This is a genomic window from Bradyrhizobium sp. USDA 3650 (genome assembly GCF_054057395.1).
The window spans coordinates 168,364-184,216 of sequence record NZ_JBSRZG010000001.1 but is presented as its reverse complement, the minus strand read 5'-3'; the positions used below and the strand labels follow the sequence as shown (position 1 = coordinate 184,216).

The 15,853-nt window shown below is 63.3% G+C and carries 13 protein-coding genes and 2 pseudogenes; 4 read left to right on the top strand and 11 right to left on the bottom strand.

Annotated elements, in window-relative coordinates:
* Positions 1–19 precede the first annotated feature (19 nt).
* Together ACVIN2_RS00905 and ACVIN2_RS00900 are read right to left on the bottom strand one after the other, a co-directional pair.
* Positions 20–658 (bottom strand): HD domain-containing protein, encoded by a 639-nt coding sequence (locus tag ACVIN2_RS00905; RefSeq protein ID WP_456764126.1) that lies wholly within the window; start codon positions 656–658, stop codon positions 20–22.
* 90 nt (positions 659–748) lie between these two features.
* Entirely contained in the window at positions 749–1,213 is a 465-nt protein-coding gene (locus ACVIN2_RS00900; protein ID WP_354059670.1) for a carboxymuconolactone decarboxylase family protein, read from the bottom strand.
* Positions 1,214–1,338: 125 nt separating this feature from the next.
* On the opposite strand from ACVIN2_RS00900, the pseudogene pdxR reads away from it, so the two are divergent.
* Positions 1,339–2,744 (top strand): annotated as a pseudogene (gene pdxR / locus ACVIN2_RS00895) (MocR-like pyridoxine biosynthesis transcription factor PdxR).
* Positions 2,745–2,770: 26 nt separating this feature from the next.
* Here pdxR and ACVIN2_RS00890 read toward each other — a convergent pair.
* Positions 2,771–3,544: a helix-turn-helix transcriptional regulator gene (locus ACVIN2_RS00890; RefSeq protein ID WP_456764125.1), complete on the bottom strand. Its 774-nt coding sequence runs from the start codon at positions 3,542–3,544 to the stop codon at positions 2,771–2,773.
* Between the two features lie 111 nt (positions 3,545–3,655).
* Between ACVIN2_RS00890 and ACVIN2_RS00885 the strand changes: the two genes are divergently transcribed.
* Complete coding sequence (locus ACVIN2_RS00885; protein ID WP_456764124.1) at positions 3,656–4,735, top strand: alcohol dehydrogenase catalytic domain-containing protein; 1,080 nt, start codon at positions 3,656–3,658, stop codon at positions 4,733–4,735.
* An 85-nt stretch (positions 4,736–4,820) separates the two neighbouring features.
* Here ACVIN2_RS00885 and ACVIN2_RS00880 read toward each other — a convergent pair whose 3' ends face one another.
* The 8 genes from ACVIN2_RS00880 to ACVIN2_RS00845 form a co-directional block, all read right to left on the bottom strand.
* Complete coding sequence (locus ACVIN2_RS00880; RefSeq protein WP_007603608.1) at positions 4,821–5,522, bottom strand: ABC transporter ATP-binding protein; 702 nt, start codon at positions 5,520–5,522, stop codon at positions 4,821–4,823.
* Between the two features lie 7 nt (positions 5,523–5,529).
* The gene (locus ACVIN2_RS00875) at positions 5,530–6,810 is read right to left on the bottom strand and encodes a lipoprotein-releasing ABC transporter permease subunit (protein ID WP_456764123.1); all 1,281 of its coding nucleotides are present in this window, start codon (positions 6,808–6,810) and stop codon (positions 5,530–5,532) included.
* A 90-nt stretch (positions 6,811–6,900) separates the two neighbouring features.
* Positions 6,901–8,220, bottom strand: a complete 1,320-nt coding sequence (proS, locus tag ACVIN2_RS00870; RefSeq protein ID WP_456764122.1) for a proline--tRNA ligase — start codon at positions 8,218–8,220, stop codon at positions 6,901–6,903.
* 153 nt (positions 8,221–8,373) lie between these two features.
* A complete protein-coding gene (locus ACVIN2_RS00865) occupies positions 8,374–9,936 on the bottom strand; it encodes a copper resistance CopC/CopD family protein (protein WP_456764121.1) in 1,563 nt (520 codons plus the stop codon).
* Complete coding sequence (locus ACVIN2_RS00860) at positions 9,936–10,451, bottom strand: YcnI family copper-binding membrane protein (protein WP_456769618.1); 516 nt, start codon at positions 10,449–10,451, stop codon at positions 9,936–9,938. Before ACVIN2_RS00860 ends, ACVIN2_RS00865 begins: the two co-directional genes overlap by 1 nt.
* Before the next feature lie 26 nt (positions 10,452–10,477).
* Positions 10,478–10,996, bottom strand: a complete 519-nt coding sequence (locus ACVIN2_RS00855; RefSeq protein WP_456764120.1) for a copper chaperone PCu(A)C — start codon at positions 10,994–10,996, stop codon at positions 10,478–10,480.
* Positions 10,997–11,137: 141 nt separating this feature from the next.
* Positions 11,138–13,342, bottom strand: coding sequence for a TonB-dependent receptor family protein (locus ACVIN2_RS00850; protein WP_456769617.1), 2,205 nt, complete (start codon positions 13,340–13,342; stop codon positions 11,138–11,140).
* Between the two features lie 84 nt (positions 13,343–13,426).
* Positions 13,427–13,801, bottom strand: coding sequence for a DUF2946 family protein (locus tag ACVIN2_RS00845; RefSeq protein ID WP_456764119.1), 375 nt, complete (start codon positions 13,799–13,801; stop codon positions 13,427–13,429).
* A gap of 478 nt (positions 13,802–14,279) precedes the next feature.
* On the opposite strand from ACVIN2_RS00845, the gene ACVIN2_RS00840 reads away from it, so the two are divergent.
* Positions 14,280–14,684 (top strand): globin, encoded by a 405-nt coding sequence (locus ACVIN2_RS00840; protein WP_456764118.1) that lies wholly within the window; start codon positions 14,280–14,282, stop codon positions 14,682–14,684.
* Positions 14,685–14,826: 142 nt separating this feature from the next.
* Positions 14,827–15,849 (top strand): annotated as a pseudogene (locus ACVIN2_RS00835) (sugar ABC transporter substrate-binding protein).
* Positions 15,850–15,853 lie beyond the last annotated feature (4 nt).

The following is a 15,853-nucleotide window of genomic DNA, read 5'->3' as shown; positions in this document are numbered from 1 at the left end:
AACACCGCGCCGAAGGGGCTCAGCTCTGCCAGGGCGTGTTGCGAATGCGCGTGCACGCGTTCGGCTTGTGAAATGTGGGATCGTGATCTTCGATGTAATCGAAATTGACCGTGCCGAATGTGGTCTGCGGCTTCTTCAAGGCCGAGCAGGTTTGTATCTGAAGGAACTCGTTCTTGAAATCACCGCGGGGAAATGCAGTGGTCACCTGGTCGCGCTGCTCTGGCGTGTACTCATCATAGCCAATCCCCACGACGTCGACCAAAACGCCCGCATTCGTGAGAGCGATTTCCGGGCGCATGTATTGTGGAATTCCAGGTGTCGTATGTAACGCGATCGCCTCCCAAACCAGATCGGCTTTTGGCTCGTCGATGCCGTGCCCCCTCAGAAATTCGCGGGCGGCATCGGCGCCATCAACTTCAAACCGCTTGGTCTGCGTGTGGTAATGGTCGACGAGTCCGAGATCGTGGAACAGCGCCGCGATGTAGAGCAGCTCGGAATCGAATTTTAGATTTTGCCGATGTCCCTTGATCGCGCCGAACACAAAGACGCGGACCGAGTGGTTGAACAGCATGTCGTTTTCGTACTGGCGCACCAGCTCGGCGGCCTCCCGTGCGATCTTGCTGTCGGGAATCTTCACGCCGGAAATTGCGATGGTCATATCAAGCTCCTGCCTTGCATCGCTGAGATCTCAAGACATGCCGTCGCAGTCGAAGGCATGTGTCCACCCTCTTGCCCTCCGGCACCGCGGTCAGGCTGCCATCTCCTCCTTCGCGGCCTGCGGCGTATTTCGGAAGCTGATTGCCATGCGATTGTAGGCGTTCATCAGGCCGATCGCGATGGTGAGATCGACGAGCTCGCGCTCCTCGAAGACGGCGCGGGCAGCCTCGTAAGCTTGATCCGGGATGCCGGTTTCGGCCACGCGGGTCACCGTTTCGGCCCATGCAAGGGCGGCACGCTCCCGCTCGTCGAACAGATGCCCGCCTTCCGCCCAGGCCTGCACCAGCGCGATCTTTTCGATCTTCTGTCCGCTCTTCAGCAGATCGCGCGTGTGCATGTCGAGGCAGTAGGCGCAATTGTTGATCTGCGAAATGCGCAGATAGACCAGAGTGACGAGCGTTGCAGGAAGATTGCTCTGCATGACATAGCCGTAAACGCCGCCGAGCGCTTTCATGCCTGCGGGTGCGATGCGGTCGTAATCGAGACGCTTAGCCATTTTCATACTCCATGATCGGTTCTGTTCGGCGGGTGTCGCCGGGTACTTTCCTTGTTCGATAAATGCCCCCGCGCTGGTCCACAAAAAAGCACCAAGAATGGACAAAACTCGTGTACCACGGAGGCATGGTCAGACCGCTGCGGCTGGAGCTCGATCGATCTGCGAAGACGCCATTGGCGGAACAGATTCGCAGAGGTATCGGAGCTGCCATCGAGAGCGGCGTGCTCGCGCCGGGAGCTCGTCTGCCGTCCTGGCAGGATTTGGCGGCTCAGCTGGGTGTCGCGCGCGGCACCGTGCGATCGGCTTACGAAAAACTCTCATCCGCGCAACTGATCGTCGCGTCGCGCGCGACCGGAACGCACGTCGCGGATCGACCCGCCTTTCCCCCTCGGCAGGAAGCAGCTCCCCACCCCGGCTCGTTCATGGAGATGTACCAGGAGCTCACTGCGGGACCGGCCGTTTTCCAGATGGGTGTGCCCGCTCACGAGACCTTTCCTGCCAAGCTGTTCGCGAGGATGCGCACACGGGCGGTGCGCGCGGAAACCAGCGCACCGGCCATCTACAGGGATCCGCGCGGCGAGCTGGAATTGAGGCGCGACATTGCGGCGTATCTCGCGCTGGCGCGGGGGATCGAATGTGCACCGTCGCAGATCATTATCACCGGCGGCTTCAGCAGCGGGCTCGGACTGGCACTCCGAGTTCTCGGCCTTGAGCTAAAGAAGGTCTGGATGGAGGACCCGGGCTTCCCCTTCACGAGACACGGCCTTGAGCTTGCAAGGTTGTCGATCACGCCGATCCCGGTCGACGCGGACGGCATTGACGTGGGGTACGGCCTGAAACACGCTCCTGATGCTGCATTGGTCGTCGTGACCCCGGGACAGCAGGCACCGCTTGGCTCCACCTTGTCGCTGGCACGACGTTCGCGTCTTCTCGACTGGGCAGCCCGGGAACGGGTGTGGGTGATCGAGGACGCTATCTGAGCGAGCTTCAGCTGAGGGGGCGGGCCACACCGGCGCTCGCCTCTCTCGATCGTTTCGGGCGCGTTATTCACATCGGGTCTTTCAGCAAGACCCTGACTCCTGCCTTGCGGCTGGGCTTCGTCGTTGCACCCGCCTCGCTGGCTTCCCATTTTGCCGAGGTTGCGGCATGCCTCGCTCCGGCGCCCGGGCCGTCCGTACAGATCGCAACCGCCGAATTCATCCGCGACGGCCACTATCTACGGCATCTTCGACGCACGAAGCGGGCCTATGCCGCGCAAGGCGATGCGCTGCTGAAATGCCTCAAGGCGCGCGCCAAGGACGTTGCGATCGCCGGATTGGCCGCGGTCCTGAGACTGCCGGACGGAACCTCCGACGTCGCGATCGCGCGGGAAGCGGCATCGTTTGGATTGGCGCCCACGCCCCTGTCGCTATGGCATGCATCCGCGGCTTCGGTGCGATCCGGCCTGTTGCTGGGCGTCGCCACATCTCCCCACAAGAGGATCGAGGCATCCTGCGACCGGCTGCTTCAGGTCATCGACCGTCATACGTGACGAGCTTGGGCCTTATGCTTCCGCAACTACACCGGCGTGTAGATCACGAGCTTCAGCGCCGGATCGTCGTTGGCCTGAAAGCTCGTGTGCTCGAACCGGAGCACGCCCTTGGTCGGATGGTTCATGACCTTGAGGCCCGCGGCAGTGCTGCGGATCTCGTGCGCTTCCCACCATTTGACGAATTCCGGACTGCCCTGGCGCAGCCGCGTCAGCAATTCCGTAAAGGCAGGATCGCCGGCCCAGACGTCGTGAGTGGCGCGAAACATCGCAACCATGCTCTTCGCGACAGCGCTCCAGCCGGCACCGTAGAACTTTCGCGTCTGCTTGTTCGTCAGCACCAGCAGCAGCGTGTTGCGGTCCTGTTCGGGCAATTGTCCGAACCCGAAGATCTCCTCGGCCGCCGCGTTCCAGGCCAGCACGTCCCAGCGCCGCCCCGTGATGTAGGCCGGCTGCTTCAGGCTTTCGATCATCCGCCGTATGGGCGGCGGCACGATCTCGCGCGTGAACGCGCGCCTGTCGCCGTCGCGGGCCAGTGCCTTGAGATGGGCGTGCTCGGTCTTGCTGAGGCGTAGCGCACGCGCCAGCGCGTCGATCGTGGTGACCGAGGGGCTGACGGTGCGGCCTTGCTCGAGGCGGATGTACCAATCGACGCCGATGCCGGCGAGCTGCGCCACCTCTTCGCGGCGCAGGCCCGCGGTGCGGCGCCGCCGGCCGGCAGGAAGCCCGACCGTCTTCGGCGACAGCTTTTCGCGGCGGGACCTGAGAAAGTCGCCGAATTCGACGCGGCGTGGGTCGGCCATGGTGACGTGCCTCGATGATGGAGGGCCTTGGGAATACTAGGATAATACCAGGCCTTCCTGGGCCTGGGAAGGCGGTGCATATGAGCATCACCCGAATATGAGGTGACCACCATGAAAGCCGCCGTACTCAAATCCCTGGGATCTCCGCTCGTGATCGAGAATACACCCGAACCAGTGCTCGGCACGGGCGAGGTCATCGTGGACGTCATCGCAACGCGGGTGCTGTCCTACATGAACGAGGTCTTCAGCGGCGAGCGGAACTATGCGCTCGAGCTGCCGATCATCCCGGGACCTGGCGGCATCGGCCGGGTCCGCGCCATCGGCCCGGACGCGACGAAGCTCAGCGTTGGCGATTGGGTGTTCTGCGACCCGACGGTGCGCTCGCGCGACGACGCCGCAGCGCCCGACATTGCCCTGCAAGGACTCACCGCCCCCGGTGCCGGCGCCATGCGCCTGCAACGGCATTTTCGCCACGGTTCGTTCGCCGAGCAGATGCGAGTGCCGACGGAGAACGTAAAGCCCCTAGGCCAAATCACGTCTGACGAAGCCACGCGATGGTGCGCGCTGGGGACGCTGCTGGTGCCCTATGGCGGTTTCCTCGCCGCCAACCTTCAGCCCGGCGAGACCGTGCTGGTGAGCGGGGCCACCGGCAATTTCGGCAGCGCAGCCGTCTCGGTCGCGCTCGCGATGGGCGCGGCCTGCGTGGTCGCGCCCGGCCGCAACGACAATATCCTGGCCGACCTCGTCCGCCGCTTCGGCGACCGCGTCAAGCCGGTCAGGCTCTCCGGCAACGAGGATGACGACCGCGAGCGCATGAAGCGCGCGGCGCGAGGGCCCATCGACTGCGTGCTCGACATCATGCCGCCATCGGTAAGCACGAATGTGGTGCGCGCGGCGATCATGACGGTGCGTCCTTACGGCCGTGTCGTGCTGATGGGCGGCGTCGGCATGGCCGGCGGCGCCGGCCTTGAGCTGCCCTACCCCTGGATCATGCGCAACTGCATCAGCATCCACGGCGTCTGGATGTACCCGCCGGATGCGGCAGGCCGCCTGATCGCGCTCGTGCGCGCGGGACTGCTCAGGCTGGAGGAGTACGAGGCCACCGCCTTCGATCTCGACCACGCCAACGAGGCCGTGGAACACGCCGCAGCCAATGGCGGACCGTTCAAATTGACGGTGATCCGGCCTTGAGCGCCCCGGGCGTGCTGTCGACCATTTTTTTCGTCAGTCCGGCCAAGCACTTGGCTACTGTGCATGGGGTTGTTTTCGAGGGTTTTTACTCGAGCTCGACCACCTGGCCGTTCGACAGCGACACGCGGCGGTCCATGCGACCGGCGAGCTCCATGTTGTGGGTCGCGATCAGCATGGAGACCTTGGTCGCCTTGACGAGCTGCATCAGAGCCTGGAAAACGTGGTCGGCGGTGTGCGGATCGAGATTGCCGGTCGGCTCGTCCGCAAACAGCACCCGCGGAGCATTGGCCACAGCGCGCGCGATCGCAACGCGCTGCTGCTCGCCGCCCGACAGCTCGGACGGACGGTGCGTGATGCGCTCGCCGAGGCCGAGATAGCCGAGGATCTCCTTGGCGCGCTTGACGCTCTCGGATTTCTTGAGGCCGCGGATCATCTGCGGCATCATTACGTTCTCCAGCGCCGAGAACTCCGGCAGCAGCCGGTGCGACTGGTAGACGAAGCCGATGTCGGTGCGGCGAAGCTGGGTGCGCTCGATGTCGGGCAGTTGCGAGGTCGGCGCGCCGTTGACGTAGACCTCGCCGGAATCGGGCGCTTCCAACAGCCCCGCAATGTGCAGCAGCGTCGACTTGCCCGAGCCGGACGGCGCCACCAGCGCTACGGACTGGCCCGCCCACAGTGCGAGCTTGGCGCCGTCGAGGATCGTCAGCGGCACCTCGCCCTGCAAGTACTGCCGCTTTATCTCGTGGAGATAAATGACCGGTACATCTTCCGCCCCCTGGCTCTCCATCAGCCCCTCACTCGTACCGCAGCGCTTCGACGGGATCGAGGCGCGCAGCGCGCCAGGATGGATACAGCGTCGCCAGGAACGACAGCGTCAGCGCCATGATGACGACGGCCGAGGTCTCGCCGACGTCGATCTCGGCGGGCAGCTTCGACAGGAAATAAAGCTCTGGCGAAAACAGCTCGGTGCTGGTCAGCCAGGACAGGAATTGCCGGATCGACTCGATGTTGAGGCAGATCACCAGCCCGACAATGAAGCCGACCATCGTGCCGACCACGCCGATCGAGGCGCCCGTGATCAGGAAGATGCGCATGATCGAGCCTTGCGAGGCCCCCATGGTCCGCAGGATCGCGATGTCACTGCCCTTGTCCTTCACCAGCATGATCAGGCCGGACACGATGTTGAGCGCGGCGACCAGCACGATCATGGTGAGGATCAGGAACATCACGTTGCGCTCGACCTGGAGCGCGTTGAAGAAGGTCGAGTTGCGCTGGCGCCAATCGACCAGGAACACCGGCCGCCCCGCCGCCTCCGTCACGGCCTGGCGGAACGCGACGATCTGATCCGGATTGGTGGTGAAGACCTCGATCGAGGTGACGTCGTTGCTGCGGTTGAAATAGGCCTGCGCCTCCGCGAGCGGCATGAACACGAAGCCGAGATCATACTCCGACATGCCGATCTCGAACACCGCGGCGATCTTGTACGGCTTGATGCGCGGTGTCGTGCCCATCGGGGTGACCGCGCCCTTCGGCGCCACCAGCGTGATACTGTCGCCGGCGTGCAGCGACAGCTGGTCAGCGAGGCGCCGGCCGATCGCGACCCCCTGCCCGTCGTCAAAGCCCTCGAGCGAGCCCTGCTTGATGTTCTTGGCGATCGAGGTGAGGTTGTTGAGGTCGTCGGAGCGGATGCCGCGCACCAGGACGCCGGAGGCGTTCCAGGGCGATGACGCCAGCGCCTGGCCATCCACCACGGGCGCTGCGAGCCGGATGCCCTGGACCTGGCTGAGGCGGTCGGCGACGTCCTTCCAGTCGGTCAGCGGCGATTCCAGCGGCTGGACCAGGATGTGGCCGTTGAGCCCGAGGATCTTGTCGAGCAGCTCCTTGCGGAAGCCGTTCATGACGGCCATGACGATAATCAGCGTCGCCACGCCCAGCATGATGCCGAGGAAGGAGAACCCGGCGATGACCGAGATGAATCCCTCCTTTCGGCGCGCCCGCAAGTAACGCGCCGACAGCATCCACTCGAATGGCGCAAAAGGCGCGGTTTGAACGGTTTCGGTCATGGTCTCATCCATCACTCGATAGTCCCATGATTCGGGGTCAAATGTGGCCGGATTGGCGGCCGCGATCTCGGGCGATGAACAATATTCAGCCGACCAGCCTTATCAGCCCACAAGTCTTGCGACCGCGTCCGCAGGCGACATGGTCTCGCGGGCGCCGTCACTTCGCCGCTTGAGCTCGACCTTGCCGTCGGCGAGCCCTTTCGGCCCGATCATGATCTGCCAGGGGATCCCGATCAGGTCGGCGGCGGCGAATTTGGCTCCGGCCCGCTGGTCGGTGTCGTCGTAGAGCACGTCGACGCCCTTGGCGGACAGCTCCGCATAGATCTTCTCGCAGGCCGCATCGACCGCGGCATCGCCCTGCTTGAGGTTGAGAATCGACACCCGGAACGGGGCAACGGCCTCCGGCCATTTGATGCCGGCATCGTCATGGCAGGCCTCAATGATGGCGCCGAGCAGGCGCGAGACGCCGACGCCGTAGGAGCCGCCGTGGATCGGCACGTCGACACCGTCGGGGCCCGCCACCAGCGCCTTCATCGCCTCGGAATACTTCGTGCCGAAATAGAAGATCTGCCCGACCTCGATACCGCGGGTGTTCACCCGCTTGTCCGCGGGCACTTCCTGCTCGAAGCGCGCGGCGTCGTGAACGTCTTCCGTCGCCGCATAGACCGAGGTCCATTGCTTGATGATCGGCGTCAAATCGCTCTCATAGTCGACGTCCTCGCCCGGCACCGGCAGGTCCAGCACGTCGCGATTGATGAACACGCCGGATTCGCCGGTCTCGGCGAGCACGATGAACTCGTGGCTGAGGTCGCCGCCGATCGGGCCGGTCTCGGCGCGCATCGGGATCGCCTTCAGCCCCATCCGCGCGAAGGTGCGCAAATACGCAACGAACATCTTGTTGTAGGCGACGCGCGCCGCCGCCTCGTTGAGGTCGAACGAATAGGCGTCCTTCATCAGGAACTCGCGGCCGCGCATCACGCCGAAGCGCGGACGCTGCTCGTCGCGGAATTTCCATTGAATATGATAGAGATTCAGCGGCAGGCTCTTGTAGGACTTCACATAGGCGCGGAAGATCTCGGTGATCATTTCCTCGTTGGTCGGCCCGTACAGCAGCTCACGCTTGTGGCGGTCCGCGATGCGCAGCATCTCGGGGCCATAGGCATCGTAGCGGCCACTCTCGCGCCAGAGATCGGCAAGCTGAAGCGTCGGCATCAACAGTTCCAGCGCGCCGGAGCGGTCCTGCTCCTCGCGCACGATCTGCTCGATCTTCTTCAAGACGCGGAAGCCGAGCGGCAGCCAGGCATAGATGCCGGCGGCCTCCTGCCGGATCATGCCGGCACGCAGCATCAGCCGATGCGAGACGATCTCCGCCTCTTTCGGATTTTCCTTCAGGATGGGCAGAAAGAACCGCGACAACCGCATGGCAATACTCGAGGAATCAGTGATGGCTTGCAGTGAAACCGGATTGGGAGCCAAAACACAAGACCGGGAATGAGGAAAACCCGCTAACACAGCGGAATTCCTGTCATTTTTCCGTCGACTTCACCTTCGACGCGAGGTGCCGAAGAGCCGGGTTCAGGGCGCCGCCACCTCGAACTCGTCCTCCAGCGTGATCTTCTCGAAATCGGTCACCAGCGCGTCGATCCGCACATGCCAACGGCCGGCAAAGGGCAGCTCGACCTTGCGCACGTGCCAGTAGCGGTCCGGCCCGAGCGAGGCGTTCCGCTCCATCGGCTCGATGCCGCGTTCGGGCAGGCTCAGCGTCAGCGTCACCTCCTTGGCCTCGAGCACCGCCCCCTCGCCGGTCATAAGCTGCAGGACGAAATCGTCGATACCCGCCTTGCCCGGCGAGACCAGGACCTGAAACATCGCCCTGTCGGTGTGGATGTGGATCGCCAGCGGCGTCTCCGGAGCGATCGTTCGCGGCGGCGGCGTGAAGCGCCAACCGGCCACGACGGCGAAGATGCCTAGCGCGATGGCGCATTCGAGCACGATCGAGCGCTTCAGGCTCTGCGCGGCCTTGTGATCCCCCGCCAGCGCCGGGGTCAGGCGGAAGCGGTTGAGTGCGGCAAGTGCCAGCAGCACGAGCACCAACGCCAGCTTGATCGAGAGGATCAATCCATAGCGGGTCTCGACCAATGCAGACGGCTTCTCAAGCTGGACGATGGCGAGCGCGAGGCCGGTCAATGCGAGAACGCCAACGGCCGGCGCGGCGATGCGAGCAAAGCGGTTCATGACCGGCAATGTCGCGGCGGGTCGCTTTGACAACAGGGCGCCCAGCGGCGCGAGGGCCCCAATCCAAAAGGCGACACCGAGGCCATGGAGAAAGATTGACGGCCGGGTCAATAGTTCAGGCGATGCCGTAGCGGCGTGCCCGGTCATGGCCAGCGACAAGCCGACGCCGACAAAGGCAATGATCGCCAGAGCGCGCGCGCACCACGCGTTGCCTAGCGCCAGCAACGCGAACACCATCGCGACGATGGCCACGAGCAAGGCTGGGCCCGCGCTGGTCCCGAATGCGACTTTCCAGGGAGCGATCGTCGCGAGAGCCGATAGCGGTAGCCCGAGGAGATCCACCCCCAACACACCAAGGGACACCACCGCGCTCGGGACGCCGATGGCGAGCGCCACGCACGGAATGGTTATGCCGGTCATCGACCACGCAACCCAGCGCGCAAAGAACACGCCGCCGACGCCGACGAACAGGCCAAGATAGAGACCGACCCGCGCCAGCCAGATCAGCACGTTCAATCCGGCATCGGCGGTTGCGGGAGGTTGCGTCCCCGTCGGCATGCCGATCGAGAAGATCACCGATCCCGCGACGGGATGGCCATCCTGCGAGATCACGCGGTAGCTGACGACCGCCGTGCCCTGCGGCATGTCCGCCGGCATCGCAACCGAGATGGTCTCGCCCGATGCGTTGACGCGCACATCGTCCCGCGCCCTGCCCGCGCCGTCGATCAATTGGATCGCGCCCGGCGTCACCGTCTCGTTGAAGCGCAACTCCACCGTCTTCGGCGCGCTCGCGAGCATGCTGCCGCTCGCCGGCTCGACCGCGACCAGCGCCGCGTGCGCCGAGGCGCCGGTCGCGAAGCCGACAAAGAGGAGCAGCGTCGCGAGCGTGGCGAGCAGGCGCATCAGGGTTTCGGCAGGAGTTTCAGGCCAGGCGCCGGTGACTTGTCCTCGTGCGAATGCCCGGTTCCATCCGCGGGAATCTCGATCCAGCGGCTGACGCCGGTCTCGCATTCCTGGACGACGGGGAAATACAGCGTCGTATTCGGCTTCAGGCTCGTGGTGAGGAAGCTGCTGATGACGAACTCATCGTAATTGTGGTCCGGCAGCTTGCCGCCGGACCAGGCCACCTCCTTGACGCCGGAGGAAAGCTTGTTGCCGTGGTAGTCGTACTCATTGGCGTATTTGCCCTCGACGATATCGACGGTCCAGCCCGCCTTCGGCATCGGCTTCACCGCGATCACGCCTTCCGGAATCTGCACCCGGATCTTCACCGTGGGCGAGCCCTTGCAGCCGTGCGGCACGGCGAAGACGGCCTTGTAGTAGGCGCCGACCGCCGCCTGTTTGGTCTCTAGCGTGATATGCGCCGCCGCGGGCGACGCTGCGAGCGCCGCGATCAGACTCGCAAGGATTCGATGCATTGTCATGGAAGGCTTGATCTGTTTCATCACATCTTCATTCCCGAATGATCAGGCATTTTCTTCATCATGTGCCCACTGTCGCCGGGCGCCTGCGCGCCGACGCCCTGGACGTCGAGGGAGACGGCGACCTTGCCGGCCTTCTCGAACTGAAGCGTCACCGGCACCTTGTCGCCCTGCTTGAAGGGGCCCTTCAGCTCCTGGAGCATCAGGTGGTAGCCGCCGGGGGCGAACTTCACCGTCTTGCCGGGATCGATCACGAGCCCCTTGTCGAGCAGGCGCATCTTCATCACGCCATTGTCCATCGCCATCTCGTGGACCTCGGCCTTCCCCGCGATATCGGCGGAAACGCCGACCAGCTTGTCGGCCACTGTGCCCTTGTTCTCGATGGTGAGATAGCCGCCGGCCACCTTGGCGCCGCCTGGTGTCGCCCGGCTCCACGCCTGCGAGATGACGAGATCGCCGGCCTTGACGTCCTCGGCCTGCGCGACGGCACAGGCGGTCAGCAACAGTGAAATTGCGAGGAGAGTTCGTCCGATAGTCTTCATGTTGATTGCCTCTTTCGCGATTGATCGGGCCGAGAATGGCCCTGCCTTCTTCCACGACGACCTTCCGCCACCGTCAGCATCGGCATTCGGAATGCCGGCCTGCCGCGGAGCCGAATATAGACCCAAGCGCCCATTTGCACGTCACCATCGATACCTCATTCCAGCGTACACTGCCCGTCCCGTGCCCGGCTCAAACAATGCCGACGTCGCCGTCGCTCGATCGATGATGCTCGCGCTGGCTATGTAGGTCTTGTTGGTGAGATTGCGCCCCTCGATGTAGGCAGACATCGGGCCACCATTGTCGAAGCCAGCTTTCAATCCCAACAGGGCGTAAGGCTCTGTCGTCAGCGTGTTCATGCTGTCGACGAAGTAGGCCTGTGGCACCCATTCGATGTTGGGTCCAACATAGAACCCGAAAGGGTGCTTGTAGAGAAGCTCTGCGCGCAGGTAGTGATTTGGAGCTCCCGGCAATCGATTGTTTCCGAAGGTCGGATCTTTGTCGAAGCGGAAGTCGTTGAAGGAATAAGCCACATTCAGCCAGATCTTGTCCGGAGCCGGGCCGTTGACGAAGATGTCACGAAAGATTGCTGCACCCGCGCCGGCCTCGATGCCTTGATGGATGGTGCGATCGGCATTGGTCACATTGCAATTGCCGAAAGCACTATAGAGGCATTGCAATTCGTCGCGAATGTTGGCCCGGTAGGCCGTCAGTTCCCAGGCGTAATCAGGTCGCTTCATGCGAGTCCCGATTTCGTACGTGGTCGCAATCTGCGGGCGGATGCTGGTGAACGGGATCGTCGGAATGCCGGGACCAATCGCGCTTTCGCCAAAGCTCGGCACCTCGGCACTCCGCGAGACATTGGCGAAGGCCTGCCAGCTCGGATCGATTTGCCACAACACGCCGCCTTTCGGCGACCAGAGATTAAAGCGCGTTGCCCCCGATTGATCCCCATCACTGAGGAAACGATCCTGCCGATTGCGGGTCGCGTACAGAAATTGCGTCCCGCCGACCACTGCAAGATTTGGAATGACGTAGAAGCTGTCTTCGACATAGGCGGAGGTATTCTCCGACCGATCGATCGAGGAAGAAAGCAGTGCACCCTTCTGCCCGCCAATGTTGGCGAACTGCTGGTTGTCGATGCTGCCGTTCAGCACATTTACGCCCGCGACCAACTTGTTGCGGAAGCCGCCAATGGTGCGGTCATCCGTGATCTTCGCGAATCCGCCGTAGTCCTTGTAACGGTAGTCCAGCCACTGGAAAATCGGATGCATCAAATGGCGATCGACGCCAAAGGCGCCGAATTCGACTTTGGTGTCATCGAATCGAACGGTGGTTTTGTTGGCGAGCCTGACAGTATCAATGTTGCGCTGCTGATCCATCGCAACATTCGCCGGTGCAGCAGCTTCCGGATCGGTCAAAGCGGACGTCTTGGTCACCGTACCCGGGATTCGCTGCCGCACTTCGTTGGCATTGAGGTAGAACCGGGTCTCGACATCCGGGGAGAACTGATAGCCCACATTACCGCTCAAGCGGTTGCTCGAGCCGAAGCTGTGATCGCGAAATCCGTCTGCGGCCTGCGTGGAAGCGGTCACGAAACCGTCCCACGGCCCGTTGACGCCTCCTGCGTTGGCCTGAAGGCGTTTGTAGCCGAATCCTCCGACATCGAAGGACACACCATTCGGAAGCGCGTCGCGGCCGGTCGGGGTCACGAAGTTGATTGCGCCTCCGAGCGAATTGGCGCCGAACTGAAGCGCGTTGCCGCCCTTGAAGACTTCGACATATTTGTAGGCGCTCGGATCGATCTCCTGGAAATCGCCATAGCCATCCGCAGTGTTGATCGGAATGCCGTCCATATAGAGCTGAACGCCGCGCAGATGAAAATTGCGCGACAGGCCGGACCCGCGGATCGAAAGACGAGTGTCGTCGCCCCATTTGGGCTGGGCGTACACGCCGGGCACGTAATCCAGAACATCCTTGATCGTGTTGGAAGGCGTCGAGTTCCTGTACGCCTCGGCCGAGACGAGCGCCACGCCGCCCGGAGTCTGGTTAATCTCCGCCAGCGCTTGCGCCGTCAGAACCGTCAGGGCACCCAGAGCCCCTGCACTCTGTTCGCTCGCGGTTTGCTGCGGGGATGGGGTCGTTCGCAGGCTTCGCGTGGCGTGCGCCGATCGCGCAGAATTGCGTGGCGGTCGAATCGCCGACACGCGCTTCTGCTGAGGCGCCTCAACCGTGATTGGGGGCAGCACTGCGCTGCCGCTTTGGGCAAACGCTCCGCTCGACGATGCAAGCAGCGCGGCCTGAATGGCAACGACGCTCACACCACGGCGGGCATGACAACATAACATGGGGCATTCCTGACGCCGGGCTTTCTCTCCGGCCATTCGACAGCATCAATCGCCTGCGGCGGACCGCGGCGATCACGAGAGTCGTCAGGAAAATTGAGGCGGCGCGCGCGCCTGCGCGTTTGTGCCTTTATGGGCCGCGCCGGCGGATACCTCGGCCGCGTGCCACACCACGCGCTCGGCGTGGCGGAAGGGAACGGAGAGCGCGGCGTGCGGCGGCGAATCGAGCGACGCGCCCATCTGCGCCAGGCAACAGAGGGCGCACGCACCGGCATGTGCGACCGGCGTACCCGCCGGATCGTTCAGGCCACCCTGCTCGCCTGCGCTGTGGCAGATGACGGCGGCAGACAGCGGATCGGCCACGGCCTGGCCGGCCGCCAGACAGGCGGCAATCGGCGCCAGCACCTGCATCACCAAGGCGAGCAGGACCAGAGGTAGGAATTTTTGCAGCCGTGCGCGCATCCGCCGAACCATTCGTTCGTCTACTAACTAAACACCGGCGGATGGCCGAGTCGAGCCCGGTTCCGCCGCCTCCTTAATCCAGCGCAAATTTCCTGGAGAACTGTGGTCCGGCCGCCCGCGGGAGGGAACCACCGGCATTTGAGGCAGTCGAGCACCCGGCCCCATCCACAGATTTCTTATATTTGTCATATGCTTACAGAGCCTAAAGCCCGATCGTTTCGTCAAATGCTCGAATTTTGAACATTCGTTGCCGAAAATGATGACAAGTGAGAAAAGTTGATCTAGCATCCTCTTGCTCAGGCTGGCCGCGAGGTCGAAGTCTGGTGGTCCAAGTCTCGGGAGGAGCCCCTGACGCGCAAAATGCAGCGTCGCCCCGCCAATCAAGATCAAATCTTAGAATCGGGGATAATAGGGTCGACACAATTTTCGAGCGGGGCTAGGGCCCCGCTCTTTTTTTGTCTGCGGGGCTAAAGCACCGATGAATGCTTCTCCCAATCCGATCGAACAGAGCTTTGAACTTGCAGCCTCGCGCTGCACCGATCTCACGCCACACGTCTATCAACGGCTGTTCGAACAGCATCCCGAAACGCGGGCGATGTTCCGCACCCAAGGCAGCGAACTCGTGATGGGTTCGATGCTCGCACTCACGATCGAGGCGATTCTCGACTTCGCCGGTGATCGCCGTGGGCATTTCCGGTTGATCGCGTGCGAGGTCGCGTCGCACGATGGCTACGGCACGCCGCGCGAGCTGTTCACCGCCTTCTTCGCCGTCATCAGGGATACGCTCCGCGATCTTCTCCGCGATGAATGGTCGCCGGACATCGCACAGGCCTGGGACCGACTGCTCATCGAGATCGACGCGTTCGCCGCCGTTCAGGCCTGACGCTTTGCGCTGCACCAACACGGGCTCGCGGCGATCCCACCGCTGATTGCGGATTGAGTGGCACCAACTCTTGTGAGACACTTTCGGACATCGGTCGCGCAATCAATGACGCGCCGAAGATAAAATTGTATGGGAGCGAGCGATGTCCGGGACGAAAGAATTCTCGACGACGAGGCGCGATCTTCTTCAGGCGGCAGCGACCGCCGGCGCCGCGACTGCCATCCTCGGCAACATGGGCATTAACCCCGCCCTTGCAGCCGAAGTCGGGCGCAGCGAGAAGCCGCTCAAGGCGGCTTTCTCCAACGCAGGCCTGCAGGCGACCTGGTGCGCGCAGGGCAAGCAGGCCGCGGAATTCTGGGGCAAGCTGTTCAACGTCGAGGTCACCTGGTTCGACGGCCAGCTCGATGCGGTGAAGCAGCGCGCGGCGATCGACAACATGGCGTCGCAGAAATGGGATTTCGTCGCGATCCAGGCCTTCGGCATCGGCACCCTCACCCAGCCGGTACAGAAGATGATCGACGCCGGCACGCCCGTGATCGACATGGACACGCTGATTGCGCCGCTGGACCAGATCAACGTCCACTCCTTCCTCGCCCCCGACAACGAGTTCATGGGCGCCTCGGTGACGCAGGCGCTGTGCAACGCCATGGGCGGCAAGGGCAAGATCATCATGACGCAAGGAGCGCTCGGCCACACCGGCGCGCAGGGCCGCGCCAAGGGCTTCAACAATGTCGTGAAGCAATTCCCCGGGATCGAGGTGCTCGACACCCAGCCGGCCGACTGAGACGTGTCGAAGACCGCACGTCTCTGGGAAACCTACCTGACGAAGTATCCGCAGATCGACGCGGCGTTCTTCCACAATGACGACATGGCGCTCGCCGCCGCCAACATCATCAAGGCGCGGGGCCGCACCAACATCCTGATCGGCGGTGTGGATGCGATGCCGCCGGCGATCCAGGCGGTCAGCGAAGGCCGCATGTTCGCGACCGTGCGCAATCCGTCCTGCCGGATTCATGGCGGCGCCGTCATCGCGGGCGTTTCCGCCGTGGTCGGCGGCGAAAAGAGCGGACAGGGCATCCCCAAGAACGTCGTCACCGACGGACCGGTCGTCACCAAGGCCAACGCCGCAGGCATGCAGTGGATGCAGGATCATTTCCTGATCTGAGCCT

What these genes read in the sequence shown, in the direction of transcription:
- ACVIN2_RS00860 (WP_456769618.1), bottom strand. Translation starts at nt 10,451, where the DNA reads ATGCATCGAATCCTTGCGAGTCTGATCGCGGCGCTCGCAGCGTCGCCC.
- ACVIN2_RS00850 (WP_456769617.1), bottom strand. Translation starts at nt 13,342, where the DNA reads ATGTTATGTTGTCATGCCCGCCGTGGTGTGAGCGTCGTTGCCATTCAG.
- ACVIN2_RS00875 (WP_456764123.1), bottom strand. Translation starts at nt 6,810, where the DNA reads ATGGATGAGACCATGACCGAAACCGTTCAAACCGCGCCTTTTGCGCCA.
- ACVIN2_RS00855 (WP_456764120.1), bottom strand. Translation starts at nt 10,996, where the DNA reads ATGAAGACTATCGGACGAACTCTCCTCGCAATTTCACTGTTGCTGACC.
- ACVIN2_RS00865 (WP_456764121.1), bottom strand. Translation starts at nt 9,936, where the DNA reads ATGCGCCTGCTCGCCACGCTCGCGACGCTGCTCCTCTTTGTCGGCTTC.
- ACVIN2_RS00840 (WP_456764118.1), top strand. Translation starts at nt 14,280, where the DNA reads ATGAATGCTTCTCCCAATCCGATCGAACAGAGCTTTGAACTTGCAGCC.
- ACVIN2_RS00880 (WP_007603608.1), bottom strand. Translation starts at nt 5,522, where the DNA reads ATGGAGAGCCAGGGGGCGGAAGATGTACCGGTCATTTATCTCCACGAG.
- ACVIN2_RS00885 (WP_456764124.1), top strand. Translation starts at nt 3,656, where the DNA reads ATGAAAGCCGCCGTACTCAAATCCCTGGGATCTCCGCTCGTGATCGAG.
- ACVIN2_RS00845 (WP_456764119.1), bottom strand. Translation starts at nt 13,801, where the DNA reads ATGCGCGCACGGCTGCAAAAATTCCTACCTCTGGTCCTGCTCGCCTTG.
- ACVIN2_RS00905 (WP_456764126.1), bottom strand. Translation starts at nt 658, where the DNA reads ATGACCATCGCAATTTCCGGCGTGAAGATTCCCGACAGCAAGATCGCA.
- ACVIN2_RS00890 (WP_456764125.1), bottom strand. Translation starts at nt 3,544, where the DNA reads ATGGCCGACCCACGCCGCGTCGAATTCGGCGACTTTCTCAGGTCCCGC.
- ACVIN2_RS00900 (WP_354059670.1), bottom strand. Translation starts at nt 1,213, where the DNA reads ATGGCTAAGCGTCTCGATTACGACCGCATCGCACCCGCAGGCATGAAA.
- proS (WP_456764122.1), bottom strand. Translation starts at nt 8,220, where the DNA reads ATGCGGTTGTCGCGGTTCTTTCTGCCCATCCTGAAGGAAAATCCGAAA.